This window comes from Flavobacterium rivuli WB 3.3-2 = DSM 21788, assembly GCF_000378485.1.
In the GTDB taxonomy this organism is placed as follows: Bacteria; Bacteroidota; Bacteroidia; order Flavobacteriales; family Flavobacteriaceae; genus Flavobacterium; species Flavobacterium rivuli.
On sequence record NZ_KB899970.1, the window covers coordinates 368112 to 387146 of the forward strand.

Sequence of the window (19035 nt, forward strand, 5' to 3'; positions counted from 1 at the left end):
TAAAAATTGCTCCCAGCCGGCCCTTTTATCAGGGTCGGTTTTTTTATGTGCAGTTTTTTTGTGCCTTACAGGTAGGGTATTTAACTGCTTGATTGTTTATACTATATCCAACAAATGTTTATGAAAAGGATTACCAAGATATTTTGTGTATTTGTCGTAATTATAACATCGGCTATACTATATTCCTGCCAGGACGATGCCTTAAGCGAAACAGTTACCGATGCGCTTAACCAGCAAAGTGAGCTTACCCGTTTGCTAACATCTATATCGGCAAATGGAAGTAATAATGCAAGCGTTATAGATAGTACAGATTGTTTCAGGATAAAACTGCCTGTAGAAGTTTTAGCAAACGGACAGCAGATTACAGTAGCAGATACTACCGATTATGAAAGTGTTGAGGATGTGTTTAACGATAGTACGGCGAGTTATAACCATCTTGGTTTTGTATTTCCTATAACAATTATTTACATTGATGGTACACAGCAGGAAGTAACCAGCCAGGCACAATATAATAACCTTGTTCGTACCTGTAATGCTTCTTCGCAGTTTATAAACAGCAACTGTGTAAGCCTTAGTTATCCCATTACTGTTTATGGTTATAACAGTAGCCTTCAAATGGAAAACACGTATGTTGTTGCTAACAATACCCAGTTATATCCTATACTGCTTAACCTGGGTGCTAACGAATATTATTCTATAAATTACCCGGTAACCCTTAATATAGCGGGGCAAAGTTTAGTGGTAAATAACAATACCCAACTTCAGCTTGCTATAAATGCTGCAGTGGCAAACTGCAGGCCTACGGTTCCCGAAGTCCCGGAAACCCCAACGTGCGGCAACCCCGGTATACTTACTGACAGCTTAAAAATTTACATACCTTTTTCGGGGAGTGTACGCGACCTTAAAGGCGGCACAGTTACTGCACCAACTGATACTGTTTTTGTAGCCGATAGGAATGGTAATGCTCGTTGTGCCTTATCATTTAACGGTGGGCAGGCATTAAGGGTGAGGGCATCTATTGCAAATGTTATTAAAGATGGCGATGAGTTAAGTGTAAGCCTTTGGTTTAAAATGCAGAATACCAATCCATCTAACTTAGAGCATCTTTTTACAAAAGGGCCAAATGGTACAAATGGTTTCGACCTTTCTCTTTACGATCTTAACAAACCACGATTTGGCGCACAGGGCGGAGAAGTGTGGGATACCAACTGGGGTGCTGATGCAGGTTTACCAACTGATACTACAAACTGGCACCATCTTGTGCTTACGCTTTCTGCTAATTATGAAGCTAAGTTATATCGTGACGGAGTGTTGCAAAGCACATTACAGTTTACAAACGGCAGTATTGGTAATGCCATGCTGGATTATTATATAGGGCAGGGCTTTACAGGATATCTGGACGACCTTAGGGTTTATAAAAAAGTGCTTACCCAGGCTAATGTGCAAACGCTGCATGAATTAGAAGGTGATTGTAATACTTGTTTGAATTAGTTTTAAGTTATGTTTTTTTAAATATTCAAGTTTTTTTCAAGAGAAACCGGCTACTGTTAGAGCCGGTTTTTTTATGTTTCATATTCTTTGTTGCTCAAGCACTGTGTGGTTCAATTCCGGTATCGGAATTGTAAACTTTGTATGTAAAAAAAGAAAAAGCTTTGTACTCCCTCGTAAAAATCATTGTGATCCTTGTGGTTAATTGCTATGCGCTATAATTCTTAAAAAATACCTGTATAGTAAAATCAGGATAATTTTGTGTTGATTATCCAACCGGCACTACTATTTTATTTGCATAACCCTGTAACTTCAAAATCAAATCCTTAAATTTGCACCTCTATAAATGAACCTGCATTATGTTTGATAATTTAAGCGATAAATTAGATAAAGCCTTTCACGTACTAAAAGGCCACGGAAAGATAACCGATGTTAACGTTGCCGACACCCTTAAAGAGGTGCGCCGCGCACTGCTTGATGCCGACGTTAACTTTAAAATAGCCAAAGATTTTACTACCCGTGTGCGCGATAAAGCCATAGGCCAGAATGTATTAACCACCCTGCAGCCCGGCCAGCTTATGGTTAAGCTTGTTAAAGATGAGCTTACAGAGCTTATGGGCGGCGATGCGGCAGGTATCAATCTATCGGGCAACCCTACGGTAATATTAATGTCGGGTTTACAGGGGTCTGGTAAAACCACATTCTCGGGTAAGCTTGCAAATTACCTAAAAACTAAAAAGAATAAAAAGCCGCTTCTTGTAGCGTGCGATATTTACCGCCCCGCAGCAATTAACCAGCTGCAGGTAGTGGGTGGGCAAATAGGGGTAGAGGTATATACCGAAGAAGGTAACCGCAATCCTGTAGAAATTGCCCAGAACGCTGTTAAACATGCCAAAGCTAACGGTTTCAATGTAGTAATTGTAGATACCGCCGGCCGCCTTGCTGTAGACGAGGAGATGATGACCGAGATTGCTAACGTGCATAAAGCGATTGAGCCGCAGGAAACGCTGTTTGTGGTAGACTCTATGACAGGACAGGATGCTGTTAACACAGCTAAAGCATTTAACGACAGGCTAAATTTTGACGGTGTTATACTTACTAAGCTTGATGGTGATACCCGCGGTGGTGCAGCCATTACTATAAAATCGGTAGTAAATAAACCTATTAAGTTTATTGGTACCGGCGAGAAGATGGAAGCTATAGATGTTTTCTACCCGGTGCGTATGGCAGAGCGTATACTTGGTATGGGCGACGTGGTATCGTTAGTAGAACGTGCACAGGAGCAGTATGACGAAGAAGAGGCACGCAGGCTGCAAAAGAAGATAGCGAAGAACGAGTTTGGTTTCGACGACTTTTTAAGCCAGATACAGCAGGTAAAAAAAATGGGTAACATGAAAGACCTTGTAGGCATGATACCCGGTGCCGGTAAAGCACTTAAAGATGTGGAAATTGAAGATGATGCCTTTAAGCACATCGAAGCTATAATACACTCCATGACCCCGGGTGAGCGCAGCAAGCCTGCCGTTCTTGACGCTAAACGTAAAATGCGTGTGGCTAAAGGCAGCGGAACATCTATACAGCAGGTTAACCAGTTGCTTAAGCAATTTGACCAAATGAGCAAGATGATGAAGATGATGCAGGGCGGTGGCGGCAAAAACCTGATGAGGATGATGGGCGGCATGAAAGGTGGTATGCCACAGCCATAATTTTTTGTTTCAGGTTTAAGGTTCAGGTTGCAAAGCCTGGCGCGAAAATTACACTGAAAAAATGGACAACTATAACAGGTTTAAAGTTTTGGGATTCCCTTACTTTAAACCTGTACCGATTAAATAAACAACTAACTACAAACAGGTTTTAAGAGGATGAGTGGAAAACTTTAAACCTTAAACTTTAAACAACTAAATAAGAATGCAATTATTAGACGGAAAAAAGATCTCGGAAGATATTAAAGACGAGATTACTATCGAAGTAAATAAAATGAAGGCCAATGGCGAAAAGGTGCCGCACCTTGCTGCCGTAATTGTAGGTAATGATGGCGCAAGCCTTACCTATGTAAACAGCAAAGTAAAAGCCTGCGAGCGTGTAGGTTTTGAAAGTACCCTTGTAAAACTGCCAAGTACTATAAGCGAGCTGGAGCTTTTAAAGAAAATAGAAGAACTTAACCAGGACGATAATATAGACGGTTTTATAGTACAGCTGCCATTGCCTAAGCAAATAGATGAGCAGAAAGTGCTTATGGCGGTAGACCCAAGCAAAGATGTAGACGGTTTCCACCCGGAGAACTTTGGTAAGATGGCACTTGATATGACAACGTTTATCCCTGCCACGCCGTTTGGTATCCTGGAGCTTTTAGAGCGTTACAATGTAGAGACAGCCGGTAAGCATACCGTGGTGATAGGACGTAGCCACATTGTGGGCCGCCCAATGAGCATCCTTATGGGGCGCAAGGGTTTCCCGGGTAACAGTACCGTTACGCTTACACACAGCCATACAAAAAACATTAGCCAGATAACCACTCAGGCAGATATTATTATCACTGCCCTTGGCGTACCTAACTACCTGAAAGCAGAGATGGTTAAGGATGGTGTGGTGGTTATAGACGTGGGTATTACCCGTGTTGCTGATGACTCTGAAAAAGGGTATAAAATTACCGGCGATGTAGACTTTGAAAATGTTAGCAAAAAAGCATCGTTCATAACGCCGGTTCCCGGTGGTGTGGGTCCTATGACTATTGCCATGCTGCTTAAAAACACGCTGCTTGCAAGAGAAATGAGAAGGGTTAAGTAATCCTGCAATAATATACGAACAAAAAAAATCCCAAGTTGTTGCTTGGGATTTTTTGTTTGTCAGAATTTGTTATACGCTACAAGCAAACAAGCGATTGAGAAAAGAGTTACATCTATTCAGCAATCGCTTGTTTTATGAATCTTCAAAATATCCGGATTGTACTTTTATATTAAATATTAAAACATTTATATCCGGATATTAGCTTTTAAAAGATGGTTTTACTATTTAAGTTTCTGGCTAAAATTCGTCTTCATTAAAGCCGGTTCTTCTGTGTCCGGCAAAAATAATTTTATTGCCCGGGTCATAATCAAATTCACCTTCAAAATAAATACTATCGGTAACTACGCCGGTTCTTGAATGGCCTGCACCTTTAATTATTTTACCGTTAGTAATAGTAACTCTTGTTCCATCGGCTGCATTTTCAACATCATTGGCACTAAATGTAAAATTTGGTACATTAGTTTGTACTTTGCTTTCCAGATAATAGCCAGAAAAATCATCTGCGCCAGGGCCTATACGGTCACTTAAATACATAGTGCCGTCTCCATCGTTAGTATCGTATGTTTTGTGTAACGTATGCTGAGCTAATACGTTACCATCTGCGTCGCTAATGTCTATAAACCATTCTCCGTTTAACGCTTGTGTAGGAGTACTACCGGGATTATAATCATCATATCCCTGATTATCGCACGATACGGCTGTAGCAATTGCAAACAACGCTACGATAATCTTTTTTATATTAAGTTTGGTCATAATCTTAGTTTTTAATGTTGTTATCGTACAAAATTCCTTACTGCGGTGCCGTAAAAAGCAGAAGCATATAATACCCATGTAAAATTATTAGGGCTCACAATTGTGCCTATATTGCTTTCAACATCGATACCTGTTGGTGTTGTATCTTCCTGATAAGGCGCATAGATTTGAACATCATCAATATTATAAAATGTGAAGTTTATAAGGTTATTTACGTTTGCCGCATCTGTCCTTGAAACTCCTCCTGCATTGTCAGATGTATAAACTCTGTCAGATACTCTGGTTATGTTATTTGCGAAGCCATTTCTAAAAAAAGTTCCGGATAAATCTACAGCGCTGGGCTGAGCACTTAAAACAATAACAGTACGTCTTAATTCTTTAGAAAACCCATCACTATTAACAGATGAATAGTATACATCATATACGCCCGGCGTGTTAGGATCAACATCTTCAGATCCTGTTGTTGTAACTTCAAGATCAACGCCATTCTCTGTTGAAATTATTCCTTGCTCAGTATATGTGTCACCTTGAGTTAATACAGTAATCCTATCGCCATTTAGTGTCATATCAGGATAGAATGTCACTGTTGATGATATAGGGTCTTCAGTACATGAGAAAAGTATTAGTAAAAGGCTTAAAAGCCCTACATGTCGTAATTTATATAAGTTTTTCATTTTATTTTATTTTTATTCAGGTTTTAAATCCCACCAAACGTTGTTTGTTAAAGAATTTCTCTGTGTAATATTAGGATTTCTATTAGTCTCATTGTCCGGATAAAATAATATACTTGGCACCTGAGTTCCTGATAGTACAGTTAGTAGTGACGGTATACGATTGCCCTCTGTGTAGTTTTGAGTTCCAGTTGCAACAACTTCAGGATATTTTGTTCTTGTAGTTTCTATCCATGACTCAATATTATTGATATAAGCTAATCCAGCCCATTTTTGGATAATAATTTGTCTTATATCGGTTTCTATGTTGCCACTTGCCACATATTCATATGCACCCCCAGTTGCAATAAGAGGAGCTGCGGTAGCTGCAGGGGCTAAACCAAAATATGATTTATAAGTTGCAAAAGATGCATTTACTCCAGCATCATATTTTTCTTTTGCACCAGTACCACCAGCATACCTTACTAAAGCTTCAGCCTGTAAAAAATAGCTTTCGGCAGCACTGATTAGAAATACAGGGGTAAGTGAACTAATATTAACTCTTGCAAAGGCAATTGCAGTACCACTTATAGTGTTACCTGTTCCCTGTGCTATGGATGGAAAAGCACCCGATGCATTTGGTTTATATACAGCGGCAAGTCGTGGGTCGTTATTGCCTGTGTAAAAGTCATGTAAAGAGTTACTCGCAACGTTATTTACATCCCCTAATCCATTTTGAGAAATAATATTTTCGTAAAATGGATTCCCTTTATTTGCAGACTCAGCAAAATTATCATACTTACTATCTTCAGTTAAAAAATTGTTTTCTGCCAAAAGTGCATTAACAGCTGTAGGATTTGCATTTGCAGTATACGCCATTCTAATATACATCCTTAGTTTAAGGGTGTTAGCAAACTGTATCCATTTGCTCATATTAGCCTGAAAAATAATGTCTTGCCTTCCCACACTCGTTTCGCTTGGGTTAGCCTCGTAAGCGGCTAATGCAGCATCTATTTTTACAAGAAGATCTGCATAAATCTCAGCTCCGGGAGTAGGTCTTGGGGTAATAATACCTTCTTGCAGAGCTTCTGTATATGGTACTGCATCAAACAAGTCTACTAATAATTGAAATGTATAAGCACGCAAAACTTCTGCAATTAGAGCTGTAGCAGTGTCACCATCTCCCTGAGATTGTGCTGTTACATATTTTAGGTCGTTAAGGCAACCGGCATAAAGTTCTGTCCATATAGCATTAGAATATGTTCCATTAATGTTATATGAATCTATAACTTCAAACTGGCTTGCACTTGGAGACTGGGTATGATACTGGGAGTAAAAGCCACCAAGGTTTGTAAGGTCACTTCCTGTTACAGTTATTAAAGATGACTCAGCTGCGGTTAATGCTAGCCCTCTGTTAATCGCTGCGGGAAAGTTGGGGTCCGTATTGATATCGAGCTCCTTATCACAGGAAGCAGCAATGCCAACTATTAGTAACAACAATATTTTAGATATATTTTTCATAGTTATTTTTTAAAAATTAGCTTTAAGACTAAAACCTAAGCTTCTTGTAGATGGGTTAGCGCTAAATTCTCCAAACTGTGCCTGAAGATCGGTGCCAAAAGTTGAAGATTCAGGGTCAATGAATTGATTGCTTGCAGGAGTCCATAGAAATAAATTTCTTCCTATTATAGATAATGATAATCCTTGTATAAAAGTGCCTTCAAGTATTTTAGCCGGCATTTTATATGTCAGTACAACTTCACGTAATTTGATATACGATTTACTTATAACTGTGGATCTTGACAAAGCATCAGCTCTATAGTAATCATCCATGTGTTCGCGGTCTACTGGGGTCGTATTAGGCGCATAGCTTACAGTACCATCATCTGCGGTAGTTTTAACTACAGACCCGGGCACAATAAATGGCTGCCTGTCATTATAGGTTGTAGTTATTGAATTTCCGGTAAATCGTGTAATATCTGCAGTACGGGAGTACATTAATCCGCCCTGGCGAATATCAAAAGTAAAATCAAGAGATAAGCCTTTGTAGCTGATAGTATTGCTTACACCCATGGTATAGTCATATTGTGTATCGCCATAAACAGCTTTCCCATTACCATTTGTAGATCGTACAGGTACACCTGTAGCATCTACAACAATATTGCCATTTGGATCGTACTCAGGAACATAACCTTGTATTAATGCTACCGGCTGGCCTTTCATCGCTACCAGTTGAGTAGTTGTAAGTCCTCCTAATTCCACAAGATTTAAACGTGGGTCAAGTTCCTTAAGAATTGTATTGTTAGTAGCGAAATTCAAAGTTGTGTTCCAGTTGAAATCATTGCCTTTGTTAAGCCAGTTAATACCTAATAATGCTTCAAAACCTTTGTTGGAAAGTGTACCTACGTTTGCAGTTTGAGTTGTATAACCTGTACTTGGTGCAAGTGGTAAAGAAAGTATTTGATTTTCTACTGTTGAATCATAGTATGTAGCATCAAGTGTTATCCTGTTGTCAAAAAAGGCTAATTCAATACCAAGCTCATACTCTTTTCGTCGTTCCGCTTTAAGGTTTGGATTTGGTGCTCTGTTTCCCTGAGAATATGCACTAATCCCATTAATAGGATATTGTAAATTTCCAAATCCAACTCCAATGTTTGTTGGTGTTACTACAGAAGATACCTGATAAGGAGCAGTATCTACACCAGTTTCTCCATAACCTACCCTTAGCTTACCATAATTAATAACTTTATTTATGCCAGGAAATGTCCTTGAAAATAACCAGCTGCTATTTACACCTGAATAAAATACAGACCTGTTTGCTTCAGGAAGCGTAGAATACCAGTCATTCCTAAAGTTACCTGTTAAGAATAGCTGATCGTCATAAGAAACGGTTGTAGTATTATATACACCGTAAAGTTTTCTTTTTGAAATAGAAGTTGAAACAGTTGGAATCTCTGCACTATTTGAGAATGAATAGAAGTCTGGAATATCCTGACTGGTTACACCGGCAGTATAATTATAGGTTTCCCTGTTATTAACGTTTAAACCAAATGTTGATGCAATGTCAAAATTACTGCCCAGATCAAAATTCAAGTTATATAATAAATCGTGATTTAGCTGCTTAATTGTATTTGAACTTTCAGAATAACTACCAGGAGTTTCTGTAGAAGACCCATCATTTGGACTTCCAGGGACTGCATCAAGTCTTGATGTCCATATCTTTGCTAAATCGGTGTAAGTGTCAATACCAAAACGGTAGGTAAAGCTTGACCATGAGTTAACCTGATAACTGGCTTCTAATGACGCGTAAAAACGTTCTTTGTTATAATCAGATCCGTTTTTATCTAATGTATAATATGGGTTTGTAACACCATAGGGAGTGTAGTAGTTAGATATATTGTGGAAAGGGTTGTTATAATCCTTAAACTCAGTAATAGGAATATCGGTAGGTATTTGCAATAAATTATTATACACGGTTAATCCCTGTCCTGTTGCAATAGTACTACCGCCAGTATTTACATAATTCATGCTACCGCTAAAGCTTACTTTACCCACTTTTGTACTTCCTGACAAGCCAATAGTATTCCTTTCAAACGAGTCTGCATTTGTAGGGTAAATACCATCCTGTTGAGAATTGGAATAAGATAAACGTACTGTACTGTCTCCTGAGCCTCCTGATACAGAGAATGAAGTTAATTGCGATGAGCCAATATCAAAAAAGTTTTCTAACTGGTCTTTTTGAAAAGAATACGGCTTTAATAGCTGACTGTTGTTTACGACATTACCCCATACACGTGGCTGATTATCAAATCGTGGGCCCCATGAACCGTTTTCAATAAGATCGTGGTTACCATCCCATCCCTGACCAAACTGGTCCTGGTACTTAGGAGTCCTTAAAACTTGGGTAAAACTTGTTGTAGAAGTAAAATCTACCGAAAGTTTACCGGCTTTACCTTTTTTAGTGGTAATCATGATAACACCATTTGCAGCTCTGGCACCATAAAGCGCCGCTGCAGAGGCACCTTTAAGAATGGTCATACTTTCAATGTCTGCAGGGTTAATATCCTGTGACCCACGGCCAAAATCGGTCGCGTTATCAAGGCTACTTGAAAAGTTAGACTGATCATTAATAGGAATACCATCTACTACATACAAAGGTTGGTTAGAGCCGGAAAGGCTGCTAAAACCCCTGATTACAACCCCTGATGATGCTCCGGGATCTGTAGAGGCGCTCGAAATAATTACACCCGCAACTTTACCTTTTATCGCATCGGCAATGTTTGCTTGTGAACCTTTTACAAGTTCTTCAGATCGTATTGTTGTTGTGGCAGCACCAATGGAAGCTTTTTCCCTTTTGATACCTAAAGCCGTAACAACAACGCCCTCAAGCTGGATTGATGAGTCCTTCATGCTAACATTTAAGGTTGCAGAAGTTGCCTTGATTTCCTGGGTTTCCATGCTAAGAAAACTGAAGACCAATGTTTGGGCCGGAGTGGCCTGAATTTGAAATTTACCGTCAAAGTCGGTTTGGGTACTTGTGGTAGAGCCTTTAATTACCACATTAACACCGGGTACGGGTAACCCGGTTCCGTCGGTAACAGTTCCAGAAACTGTTCTTTCCTGTGCAAATGAAATTTGCATCACTAACGTGCACAGCAGCGTTAGCAAAACATGAAGCCTTGTTTTCATCGATTATTAATTGAGTTAGTCAATATCAAATATCTGAATTAAACTTAACGAAAACAATAATTTTATGATAAATTTTAGATAAACTCTTTGCTTAACATAATTAAATTTTAAATAAGTGTTAAAATGACGCTTTAAAACTCAGGTGAACTATTGAGTTTGAAAGCTTTATGGTTTGGCCTTTGGCAGAGCCGTTTGCATATATTATGTTAAAGAGCCCTGTGCTGGTAAATAGTCCAAACCCAAAGCCTAATCCTAAAAGGTTGTCTTTAATTTGTGCTGTCTGGTCTTGGTAATAACCATAGTCTGTAATGGTGTGTACATACATGTTTGGAGCAAGAACGTAGCGGTACTCTGCCATTAGGGCAGAATACATATTTGCCTGCAGGCTGTTTTCGTTAAATCCCCTGATGGAATTTATACCCCCAAAACGATATAATTCGTTAATTATATAAGTGTCGCTTTTTAAGTAATAGGTCTGATTTTTTATGTTAATAATATTCCGTTTGTTAAGATATAAATTGTGTGAAAAATTAACCTGTGCAAAATACTGGTTGCTGTTTACTGTTTTACCATCCCGGTTTCCTGCACCTCCTTTTATAAACAGCGATATTTTTTGAGGGAATAAAAAATCGTCTGTATTATAAGAGGTGTACTCATAGGTGGATGTGTAAAAAGCGTTAGAATAATCAGCTATAGACGCTGTGTTAGTGTTTTGAATATCTACCGATTGTGTTTGTTGGTAACCAGCGTACAGTTTTGAGTTGTAGCTAAAATAATATCCTAAATTAAGGTCGCTTACCGTGTTTTGAAAAGTACTGTCCTGTTTAAATATTTTAAGGCTCGCCTTAGCACCAATGGGGCTTTTAAACATATAGGGTAATTCGAGCGATACGTTAAAAGTGGTTTGCTTGTTGCCGTCGCTCTTCCAGTAAAGGTTGAATTTCTCTCCTGAGTTAAGTACATTATTAAGGAGTAGGTCTACATAGCCATTAAAGCGCACTTTGCTTTGGTCGTCGTTACTAAAACCAATAAAGCCATCAAAAGTATTAGGTTTTGCTTTTTGCAGATAAACATATACTTTGGTAGTATCGGTCTTAAAAAGTATCTCTGGATAACGGGGTTGGGTTACAAAGCGCAAAGCATTAAAATCAGCATACACCCGTTGCAGGTTTTCCCGGTTAAAGGTTTTGCCTTTATATTGTTTTAAAATATTTCGGCGAATACCTTCCGGAAATTTCGGGTAACCTTCCAGTACTAAATCATCCAGGGTGCGCTGTTTTTCGATATTTACAATTAAGTTGGCGGCAAGATTTTGATTTTTGCGGGTTTGGCCGGTAAGTTGCAGTGAGCTTAGAGAGTAGCCTTTCTTTTCGAGTAAAGCCATATTGGTGTTCATAAAGCCCTCGACTTCGGCGAGTGTCATTATTATTGTGTCCTTGCTTATATTAAGGAGTGCTTTTTGCTGCTGCGACAGCTTTCCGGTATAAATGTGTAAGTTTTTAGTGCGTTTGCCAATCGTAAAAGAATACACAAAAGTGCTGTCGTTTGTTTTTAGGTGGGCAAGTTCCCTGTTTTCAAGATAGCCCGAAGTGTATAGTTTTTTTGAGAGGAGGGAGGTTTCGTCTATAATAGATTTTGCGTTGTTATGCAGTTTATTGTATGATAGCGAGTCGATAATTTTGGTTTCAACTGCATCTTTGCCTTCAATTTTAAGGTGCAGTTTTTGCCCTTTGGCAGTAAATGCGATAAGGAGAAAAAGAACTATGAATAAAAAATGTTTCAATACAAAAAGGTTAGCATGCAAATAACGCAAAAAATGCCCAAAAAATATAGGTAAGGCAAAAGAGGTATGAGTTGTTTGAAAATTAATGAATTATGGTTTGTTTTGTAAATTATAATTTCTACATTTGCAGCCCCGTAATAAGCGGGTTATTTAAACATAAGAAATTTTTAGTATTAATTATGCCAACAATTCAACAATTAGTAAGAACAGGGAGAGCCCAGATAACTAAGAAGAGTAAATCGGCTGCTTTGGATTCTTGTCCTCAAAGAAGGGGCGTTTGTACACGTGTTTACACTACTACACCTAAAAAACCAAACTCTGCAATGCGTAAAGTTGCAAGGGTGCGTTTAACAAATGGTAATGAGGTAAATGCATACATTCCCGGAGAAGGACACAATCTTCAAGAGCACTCGATAGTATTAGTTAGAGGCGGTAGGGTAAAAGATTTACCTGGTGTAAGGTATCACATTGTTCGTGGTGCTTTAGATACGGCAGGTGTTGCAGGAAGAACGCAACGCAGGTCTAAATACGGTGCAAAACGTCCTAAACCAGGGCAGGCTGCAGCGGCACCTACAAAAGGTAAAAAGAAGTAATTAGTAAACGCTTTTAAAAGAAAGACATGAGAAAAAGACAGGCCAAAAAAAGACCTCTTTTACCAGATCCCCAATTTAATGATCAATTAGTAACACGTTTTGTGAACAACTTAATGTGGGATGGTAAAAAATCAACTGCTTTTAAAGTATTTTATGATGCAATGGCAATCGTAGAGGCTAAAAAGCAAGATGCAGAGAAATCAGCATTAGAAACTTGGAAAGATGCATTAACAAATGTTATGCCTCACGTAGAAGTAAGAAGCCGCAGGGTGGGTGGAGCAACGTTCCAGATACCTATGCAGATTCGTCCGGACAGAAAGATATCTATGGCAATGAAATGGATGATTCTTTATGCAAGGAGAAGAAATGAGAAATCTATGGCTCAAAAACTGGCTTCTGAAGTTTTAGCTGCGGCTAAAGAAGAAGGTGCTGCTGTTAAAAAGAGAATGGATACTCATAAAATGGCAGAAGCTAACAAAGCATTCTCTCACTTTAGATTTTAATTCGTAAAGAAATTTAGAAATGGCTAGAGATTTAAAATATACAAGAAATATAGGAATTGCTGCTCACATTGATGCTGGTAAAACAACAACTACTGAGCGTATCCTTTTTTATACTGGTAAGTCACACAAAATAGGCGAGGTACACGATGGTGCTGCAACTATGGACTGGATGGCACAGGAGCAGGAAAGGGGTATTACTATTACTTCTGCAGCAACTACATGTACTTGGAGTTACCCAACAGAACAAGGTAAACCGCTTCCTGAATCGCTTCCTTACCACTTTAACATTATTGATACCCCGGGACACGTTGACTTTACTGTAGAGGTAAACCGTTCTCTTAGGGTTCTTGATGGATTAGTATTCCTTTTTAGTGCTGTAGATGGTGTAGAGCCTCAATCAGAAACTAACTGGAGGCTTGCTGATAACTACAGGGTGCCGCGTATGGGCTTTGTAAACAAAATGGACCGTCAGGGTTCTAACTTCCTTGCTGTTTGCCAGCAGGTAAGAGACATGCTAAAATCTAACGCAGTGGCTATTACTTTACCAATTGGTGAAGAAGAAGATTTTAAAGGTGTGGTTGACTTAGTGAAAAATCAGGCTATTATATGGCATGATGCTACACTGGGTGCTACTTTTGATATCGTGCCTATTCCTGCTGATATGGTAGACGAAGTACGTGAGTACCGTGCTGCCCTTATAGAAGCTGTTGCTGATTATGATGAGACTTTAATGGAGAAATTCTTTGAAGACGAAAATTCAATAACAGAAGATGAGATAAACAATGCTTTACGTAAAGCTACCATTGATATGTCTATCATACCAATGATATGTGGATCTTCATTTAAAAATAAAGGTGTTCAGTTCATGCTTGATGCTGTATGTAAATATCTTCCTTCTCCAATGGATAAAGAAGGTATCATCGGTACAAATCCTGATACTGACGAAGAGATTCTTCGTAAGCCGGATGTAAAAGAGCCGTTTGCTGCTCTTGCATTCAAGATCGCTACTGACCCTTACGTAGGTCGCCTTGCATTCTTCCGTGCTTATTCTGGCCGTCTTGATGCAGGTTCTTACGTTCTTAATACGCGTTCTGGTAACAAAGAGCGTATATCCCGTATCTACCAGATGCACGCTAACAAGCAAAACCCAATCGACTACATCGAGGCTGGTGATATTGGAGCTGCTGTAGGGTTTAAAGATATCAAAACAGGAGATACACTTTGTGACGAGAAAAACCCAATTGTACTTGAGTCTATGGATTTCCCTGCTCCGGTAATTGGTATAGCTATTGAGCCTAAAACAAAAGCTGACGTGGATAAAATGGGTATGGCTTTAGCAAAACTTGCCGAAGAAGATCCTACGTTCCAGGTTAAGACTGATGAGGCTTCTGGCCAGACTATCATCTCGGGTATGGGTGAGCTTCACCTTGATATCCTTGTAGACAGGATGCGTCGTGAGTTTAAAGTAGAAGTTAACCAGGGCGAGCCTCAGGTTGAATATAAAGAGGCGTTTACAAGATCGGCACAACACAGGGAGGTTTACAAAAAACAATCAGGTGGTCGTGGTAAATTTGCTGATATCGTGTTTATTATTGAGCCGGCAGACGAAGGTGTTGTAGGTCTTCAGTTTATAAACTCGGTAAAAGGTGGTAACGTTCCTAAAGAATATATCCCATCTATCGAAAAAGGATTTAAAGCAGCTATGAAACAAGGTCCTCTTGCAGGATATGAAGTAGATAGCCTTAAAGTTACTTTGTTAGACGGATCTTTCCACCCTGTGGATTCTGATGCGCTTTCTTTTGAATTAGCTGCAAAAATGGGTTATAAAGAATCTGGCCGTGCTGCCGGAGCTGTTATCCTTGAGCCGATAATGAAAATGGAGGTAATTACACCGGAAGAGAACATGGGTGATATCGTGGGTGACCTTAACCGTCGTCGTGGCCAGGTTAATGATATGGGCGACAGGGCTGGTGCTAAAACCATCAAAGCTTTCGTTCCGTTATCAGAAATGTTTGGTTACGTTACTACGCTAAGAACACTTTCTTCGGGTAGGGCAACTTCTACAATGGAGTTTTCACACTATTCAGAAACGCCTTCGAATATTTCGGAAGCAGTTATCAAAAAAGCCAAAGGCAACGCTTAATTCTTAAGAAAATGAGTCAAAAAATCAGAATAAAATTAAAATCATACGATCATAGCCTTGTAGACAAGTCTGCAGAGAAGATCGTTAAGACTGTAAAAAGTACAGGCGCTGTGGTAACGGGTCCTATTCCTTTACCTACCCACAAAAAGATTTTTACTGTACTGCGTTCTCCGCACGTAAATAAAAAATCAAGGGAGCAGTTTGAAGTTAGCTCTTACAAAAGGCTGCTTGACATCTATAGCTCTTCTTCTAAAACTATTGATGCCCTAATGAAATTAGAGCTTCCAAGTGGTGTAGAAGTTGAAATAAAAGTGTGATAAATCGCTTTATATAATCAGGCCCCGAGAATATCGGGGCCTTTTTTTATGTTTATTGGTTTAGTTCATAATAAATGGTTAAATGAGGTAGTTTTTGTAGTACAATTCATTATTTACAGTTTCTTTAAAATTATTTTCTGTAAGTGTTTGATTATCTAAATATAATAATTACTTTTGCACCCCTGTTTGTAATATTCGCTATTATAAATTGAAGGGAATTAATAATTAATAACAATAATTTATGTCTGGGTTAATTGGTAGAAAAATCGGCATGACCAGTATTTTCGATGAGAACGGAAAAAACATTCCGTGCACAGTGATCGAAGCTGGCCCATGCGTTGTTACCCAAGTCAGAACCAAAGAGGTTGACGGGTATGAAGCGTTGCAACTTGGTTTCGATGACAAAGCAGAAAGACATGCTACTAAAGCGGCCGCCGGCCACTTTAAAAAGGCAGGTACTGTTGCTAAGAAAAAAGTCGTTGAATTCCGTGAGTTTGTAACAGAGCACAAATTAGGTGATGTAGTTTCTGTAGATCTTTTCGCCGAAGGCGAATTTGTAGATGTACAGGGTGTATCTAAAGGTAAAGGTTTCCAGGGTGTTGTAAAACGCCACGGTTTTGGTGGTGTTGGTCAGGCTACGCACGGTCAGCATAACCGTTTAAGGGCACCGGGTTCTGTAGGAGCATCATCATATCCTTCACGTGTATTCAAAGGAATGCGCATGGCAGGACGAATGGGAGGAGACAATGTAACAATACAAAACCTTAGAGTTTTAAAAGTAGTGGCTGATAAGAACCTGCTTGTAGTTAAAGGAGCAATTCCTGGACACAAAAACTCTTACGTAATCATTCAGAAGTAATGGAAGTAAAAGTATTAGATATCAACGGAAAAGAAACTGGCAGGACGATCACTCTTTCTGATTCAGTATTCGCAATTGAGCCTAATAAGCACGCCGTATACCTTGATGTAAAGCAATATCTTGCTAATCAAAGGCAGGGTACCCATAAAGCTAAAGAAAGAGCAGAGGTAGCCGGTAGTACGCGTAAAATCAAAAAGCAAAAAGGTACTGGTACAGCCCGTGCCGGTAGTGCTAAAAACCCTTTGTTTAAAGGTGGGGGTACAGTTTTTGGTCCAAGGCCAAGAAGCTACTCTTTTAAATTAAACAAAAGCCTTAAGCGTTTAGCAAGAAAGTCAGCTTTCTCGATGAAAGCAAAAGAGAGTAATGTAGTGGTTGTAGAGAACTTCGATTTTGAAGCGCCAAGCACCAAAAATTTCATTAACTTTTTGAAAGCTTTAGGGTTAGAGAATAAAAAATCTTTAATTGTGTTGGGTGATACAAATAAAAATGTATATTTGTCCTCACGCAATTTAAAGGCTACTAACGTGGTAACTACTTCAGAATTAAATACTTACGCTATATTACACGCGAATAGTTTAGTTCTTTTAGAAGGCTCTTTAGAAGGAATTGAAGAAAATTTAAGCAAATAATAGGCTATGGGTATCATAATTAAACCTATCATTACTGAGAAAATTACTAAAGACGGTGAAGTTTTCAACCGTTTTGGTTTTATTGTTGACAAAAAAGCAAATAAGATACAAATTAAGCTTGCTGTTGAGGCTGCTTATGGTGTTTCTGTTGTAGAGGTTAACACTATGAATTACAGGGCTGATAGATCGGTTAAATACACTAAGAGTGGTTTAATCTCAGGAAAAACAAATGCTTACAAAAAAGCAATTGTTCAGGTAAAAGAAGGAGAAACAATAGATTTTTACAACAATATCTAATAAGACATGTCAGTTAGAAAATTAAAACCTATTACCCCGGGTCAGCGTTTTAGAGTTGTTAATAGCTTTGACACTATTACAACTGATAAGCCGGAGCGTTCATTGATCGCACCGAAAAAAAACTCAGGCGGTAGAAATAGTCAAGGAAAAATGACCATGCGTTATACAGGCGGTGGTCACAAACAAAGGTATCGTATTATCGATTTTAAAAGAGCTAAAGCGGGAGTCCCTGCAGTAGTTAAAACGATCGAGTACGATCCTAACCGTTCAGCATTTATATCTCTTTTGTTTTATGCAGATGGAGAAAAAACATATATCATTGCTCAGAACGGACTTCAGGTTGGCCAAACAATTTCTTCGGGAGAAACTGCTCCTCCAGAAATTGGTAATGCTTTACCATTAAGTAAAATTCCTCTGGGAACTGTTATATCTTGTATCGAACTACGTCCTGGTCAGGGAGCTGTAATTGCACGTAGTGCAGGTACATTTGCCCAGCTTATGGCAAGAGATGGAAAATATGCTACAATAAAAATGCCTTCAGGTGAAACAAGGTTAATCCTTTTAACCTGTACTGCAACTATTGGAGCTGTTTCTAACTCAGATCACCAATTGATCGTTTCTGGTAAAGCCGGTAGATCACGTTGGTTAGGAAGAAGGCCAAGAACAAGACCGGTAGCGATGAACCCTGTAGATCACCCAATGGGTGGTGGTGAAGGACGTTCTTCTGGTGGTCATCCACGTTCAAGGAAGGGTATTCCGGCTAAAGGTTACAGAACTCGTTCTAAAGTTAACCCGAGTAATAAGTATATCGTAGAACGTAGAAAGAAATAATAGATAAGATATGGCACGTTCATTAAAGAAAGGACCTTTCGTTCACTATAAATTAGAAAAGAAAGTTCAGGAAAATATCGAGAAAGGTAACAAAGGAGTTGTTAAGACATGGTCTCGCGCTTCTATGATTACTCCCGATTTTGTTGGGCAGACTATCGCAGTACACAACGGACGTCAATTCGTTCCGGTTTACGTTACAGAGAACATGGTAGGTCATAAATTAGGAGAATTTTCGCCAACGCGCTCTTTTAGAGGTCACGCTGGTGCTAAAAATAAAGGTAAAAAATAATAGCAATGGGAGTTCGTAAAAGAGAAACCGCAGATGCAAGAAAAGAGGCTAACAAGTCTATTGCTTTTGCCAAGCTAAATAACTGCCCTACTTCACCTCGAAAAATGCGCTTAGTTGCAGATTTAGTAAGAGGCCAGAAGGTAGAATTAGCTCTTAACATATTAAAGTTTAGTACAAAAGAAGCTTCTCGTAAACTGGAGAAACTTTTGCTATCAGCAATTAACAACTGGCAGCAAAAAAATGCAGAGGGTAACCTTGAAGAAGCTGGTCTTTTTGTAAAAGAGATAAGAGTAGACGGAGGGATGATGCTAAAAAGGCTTAGGCCGGCACCACAAGGACGTGCTCACAGAATAAGAAAACGTTCTAACCACGTTACAATCGTGCTTGGAGCTATTAACAACAACACACAAAGCAATTCATAAAC

The 19035-nt window shown here is 39.0% G+C and carries 18 protein-coding genes; 13 read left to right on the plus strand and 5 right to left on the minus strand.

Annotation, left to right across the window (positions count from 1 at the left end; genetic code table 11):
- The first annotated feature begins 120 nt into the window (after positions 1-120).
- The 3 genes from F565_RS0112725 (at position 121) to F565_RS0112735 (ending at position 4275) form a co-directional block, all read left to right on the plus strand.
- Positions 121-1491, plus strand: coding sequence for a LamG domain-containing protein (locus tag F565_RS0112725; RefSeq protein WP_020213622.1), 1371 nt, complete (start codon positions 121-123; stop codon positions 1489-1491).
- A gap of 356 nt (positions 1492-1847) precedes the next feature.
- Positions 1848-3194, plus strand: a complete 1347-nt coding sequence (ffh, locus tag F565_RS0112730) for a signal recognition particle protein (protein ID WP_020213623.1) — start codon at positions 1848-1850, stop codon at positions 3192-3194.
- Positions 3195-3396: 202 nt separating this feature from the next.
- The gene (locus tag F565_RS0112735; RefSeq protein ID WP_020213624.1) at positions 3397-4275 is read left to right on the plus strand and encodes a bifunctional 5,10-methylenetetrahydrofolate dehydrogenase/5,10-methenyltetrahydrofolate cyclohydrolase; all 879 of its coding nucleotides are present in this window, start codon (positions 3397-3399) and stop codon (positions 4273-4275) included.
- A gap of 237 nt (positions 4276-4512) precedes the next feature.
- Here the strand turns inward: F565_RS0112735 and F565_RS0112740 are convergent, their stop codons facing one another.
- From F565_RS0112740 to F565_RS0112760, 5 genes are all read right to left on the minus strand, one after another.
- Complete coding sequence (locus F565_RS0112740; protein WP_020213625.1) at positions 4513-5028, minus strand: lipid-binding protein; 516 nt, start codon at positions 5026-5028, stop codon at positions 4513-4515.
- 20 nt (positions 5029-5048) lie between these two features.
- Positions 5049-5702, minus strand: coding sequence for an immunoglobulin-like domain-containing protein (locus F565_RS21615; RefSeq protein WP_020213626.1), 654 nt, complete (start codon positions 5700-5702; stop codon positions 5049-5051).
- Between the two features lie 12 nt (positions 5703-5714).
- Positions 5715-7199 carry a SusD/RagB family nutrient-binding outer membrane lipoprotein gene (locus F565_RS0112750; protein WP_020213627.1) on the minus strand — a complete coding sequence of 495 codons (1485 nt, stop codon included), beginning with the start codon at positions 7197-7199 and terminating at the stop codon, positions 5715-5717.
- A 9-nt stretch (positions 7200-7208) separates the two neighbouring features.
- On the minus strand, positions 7209-10367 hold the full coding sequence (locus F565_RS0112755) for a SusC/RagA family TonB-linked outer membrane protein (protein WP_035642739.1): 3159 nt from the start codon (positions 10365-10367) through the stop codon (positions 7209-7211).
- 118 nt (positions 10368-10485) lie between these two features.
- The gene (locus F565_RS0112760; protein ID WP_035642773.1) at positions 10486-12150 is read right to left on the minus strand and encodes a BamA/TamA family outer membrane protein; all 1665 of its coding nucleotides are present in this window, start codon (positions 12148-12150) and stop codon (positions 10486-10488) included.
- 179 nt (positions 12151-12329) lie between these two features.
- Here F565_RS0112760 and rpsL point away from each other — a divergent pair, with 179 nt between their 5' ends.
- From rpsL to rplV, 10 genes are all read left to right on the plus strand, one after another.
- Positions 12330-12743: a 30S ribosomal protein S12 gene (rpsL, locus tag F565_RS0112765; RefSeq protein ID WP_026300042.1), complete on the plus strand. Its 414-nt coding sequence runs from the start codon at positions 12330-12332 to the stop codon at positions 12741-12743.
- Positions 12744-12769: 26 nt separating this feature from the next.
- Positions 12770-13246 (plus strand): 30S ribosomal protein S7, encoded by a 477-nt coding sequence (rpsG, locus tag F565_RS0112770; protein ID WP_020213631.1) that lies wholly within the window; start codon positions 12770-12772, stop codon positions 13244-13246.
- A 19-nt stretch (positions 13247-13265) separates the two neighbouring features.
- Positions 13266-15389: an elongation factor G gene (fusA, locus tag F565_RS0112775; protein ID WP_020213632.1), complete on the plus strand. Its 2124-nt coding sequence runs from the start codon at positions 13266-13268 to the stop codon at positions 15387-15389.
- A gap of 11 nt (positions 15390-15400) precedes the next feature.
- Positions 15401-15706 carry a 30S ribosomal protein S10 gene (rpsJ, locus tag F565_RS0112780; protein WP_020213633.1) on the plus strand — a complete coding sequence of 102 codons (306 nt, stop codon included), beginning with the start codon at positions 15401-15403 and terminating at the stop codon, positions 15704-15706.
- A 241-nt stretch (positions 15707-15947) separates the two neighbouring features.
- Entirely contained in the window at positions 15948-16565 is a 618-nt protein-coding gene (gene rplC / locus F565_RS0112785; RefSeq protein WP_026300043.1) for a 50S ribosomal protein L3, read from the plus strand.
- Positions 16565-17194: a 50S ribosomal protein L4 gene (gene rplD / locus F565_RS0112790; protein ID WP_020213635.1), complete on the plus strand. Its 630-nt coding sequence runs from the start codon at positions 16565-16567 to the stop codon at positions 17192-17194. The genes rplC and rplD overlap by 1 nt, the downstream gene beginning before the upstream one ends.
- Positions 17195-17200: 6 nt before the next feature.
- On the plus strand, positions 17201-17491 hold the full coding sequence (rplW, locus tag F565_RS0112795) for a 50S ribosomal protein L23 (protein WP_020213636.1): 291 nt from the start codon (positions 17201-17203) through the stop codon (positions 17489-17491).
- 6 nt (positions 17492-17497) lie between these two features.
- Positions 17498-18322, plus strand: a complete 825-nt coding sequence (gene rplB, locus F565_RS0112800) for a 50S ribosomal protein L2 (protein ID WP_020213637.1) — start codon at positions 17498-17500, stop codon at positions 18320-18322.
- 10 nt (positions 18323-18332) lie between these two features.
- Positions 18333-18611, plus strand: a complete 279-nt coding sequence (gene rpsS / locus F565_RS0112805; RefSeq protein ID WP_020213638.1) for a 30S ribosomal protein S19 — start codon at positions 18333-18335, stop codon at positions 18609-18611.
- A 5-nt stretch (positions 18612-18616) separates the two neighbouring features.
- Complete coding sequence (rplV, locus tag F565_RS0112810; protein WP_026300044.1) at positions 18617-19033, plus strand: 50S ribosomal protein L22; 417 nt, start codon at positions 18617-18619, stop codon at positions 19031-19033.
- Positions 19034-19035 lie beyond the last annotated feature (2 nt).

What these genes read in the sequence shown, in the direction of transcription:
- rpsS (WP_020213638.1), top strand. Translation starts at nt 18,333, where the DNA reads ATGGCACGTTCATTAAAGAAAGGACCTTTCGTTCACTATAAATTAGAA.
- rpsL (WP_026300042.1), top strand. Translation starts at nt 12,330, where the DNA reads ATGCCAACAATTCAACAATTAGTAAGAACAGGGAGAGCCCAGATAACT.
- F565_RS0112755 (WP_035642739.1), bottom strand. Translation starts at nt 10,367, where the DNA reads ATGAAAACAAGGCTTCATGTTTTGCTAACGCTGCTGTGCACGTTAGTG.
- rplB (WP_020213637.1), top strand. Translation starts at nt 17,498, where the DNA reads ATGTCAGTTAGAAAATTAAAACCTATTACCCCGGGTCAGCGTTTTAGA.
- F565_RS0112750 (WP_020213627.1), bottom strand. Translation starts at nt 7,199, where the DNA reads ATGAAAAATATATCTAAAATATTGTTGTTACTAATAGTTGGCATTGCT.
- F565_RS0112735 (WP_020213624.1), top strand. Translation starts at nt 3,397, where the DNA reads ATGCAATTATTAGACGGAAAAAAGATCTCGGAAGATATTAAAGACGAG.
- F565_RS21615 (WP_020213626.1), bottom strand. Translation starts at nt 5,702, where the DNA reads ATGAAAAACTTATATAAATTACGACATGTAGGGCTTTTAAGCCTTTTA.
- rplC (WP_026300043.1), top strand. Translation starts at nt 15,948, where the DNA reads ATGTCTGGGTTAATTGGTAGAAAAATCGGCATGACCAGTATTTTCGAT.
- rpsG (WP_020213631.1), top strand. Translation starts at nt 12,770, where the DNA reads ATGAGAAAAAGACAGGCCAAAAAAAGACCTCTTTTACCAGATCCCCAA.
- rplW (WP_020213636.1), top strand. Translation starts at nt 17,201, where the DNA reads ATGGGTATCATAATTAAACCTATCATTACTGAGAAAATTACTAAAGAC.
- rplD (WP_020213635.1), top strand. Translation starts at nt 16,565, where the DNA reads ATGGAAGTAAAAGTATTAGATATCAACGGAAAAGAAACTGGCAGGACG.
- rpsJ (WP_020213633.1), top strand. Translation starts at nt 15,401, where the DNA reads ATGAGTCAAAAAATCAGAATAAAATTAAAATCATACGATCATAGCCTT.
- fusA (WP_020213632.1), top strand. Translation starts at nt 13,266, where the DNA reads ATGGCTAGAGATTTAAAATATACAAGAAATATAGGAATTGCTGCTCAC.
- F565_RS0112740 (WP_020213625.1), bottom strand. Translation starts at nt 5,028, where the DNA reads ATGACCAAACTTAATATAAAAAAGATTATCGTAGCGTTGTTTGCAATT.
- F565_RS0112725 (WP_020213622.1), top strand. Translation starts at nt 121, where the DNA reads ATGAAAAGGATTACCAAGATATTTTGTGTATTTGTCGTAATTATAACA.
- ffh (WP_020213623.1), top strand. Translation starts at nt 1,848, where the DNA reads ATGTTTGATAATTTAAGCGATAAATTAGATAAAGCCTTTCACGTACTA.
- rplV (WP_026300044.1), top strand. Translation starts at nt 18,617, where the DNA reads ATGGGAGTTCGTAAAAGAGAAACCGCAGATGCAAGAAAAGAGGCTAAC.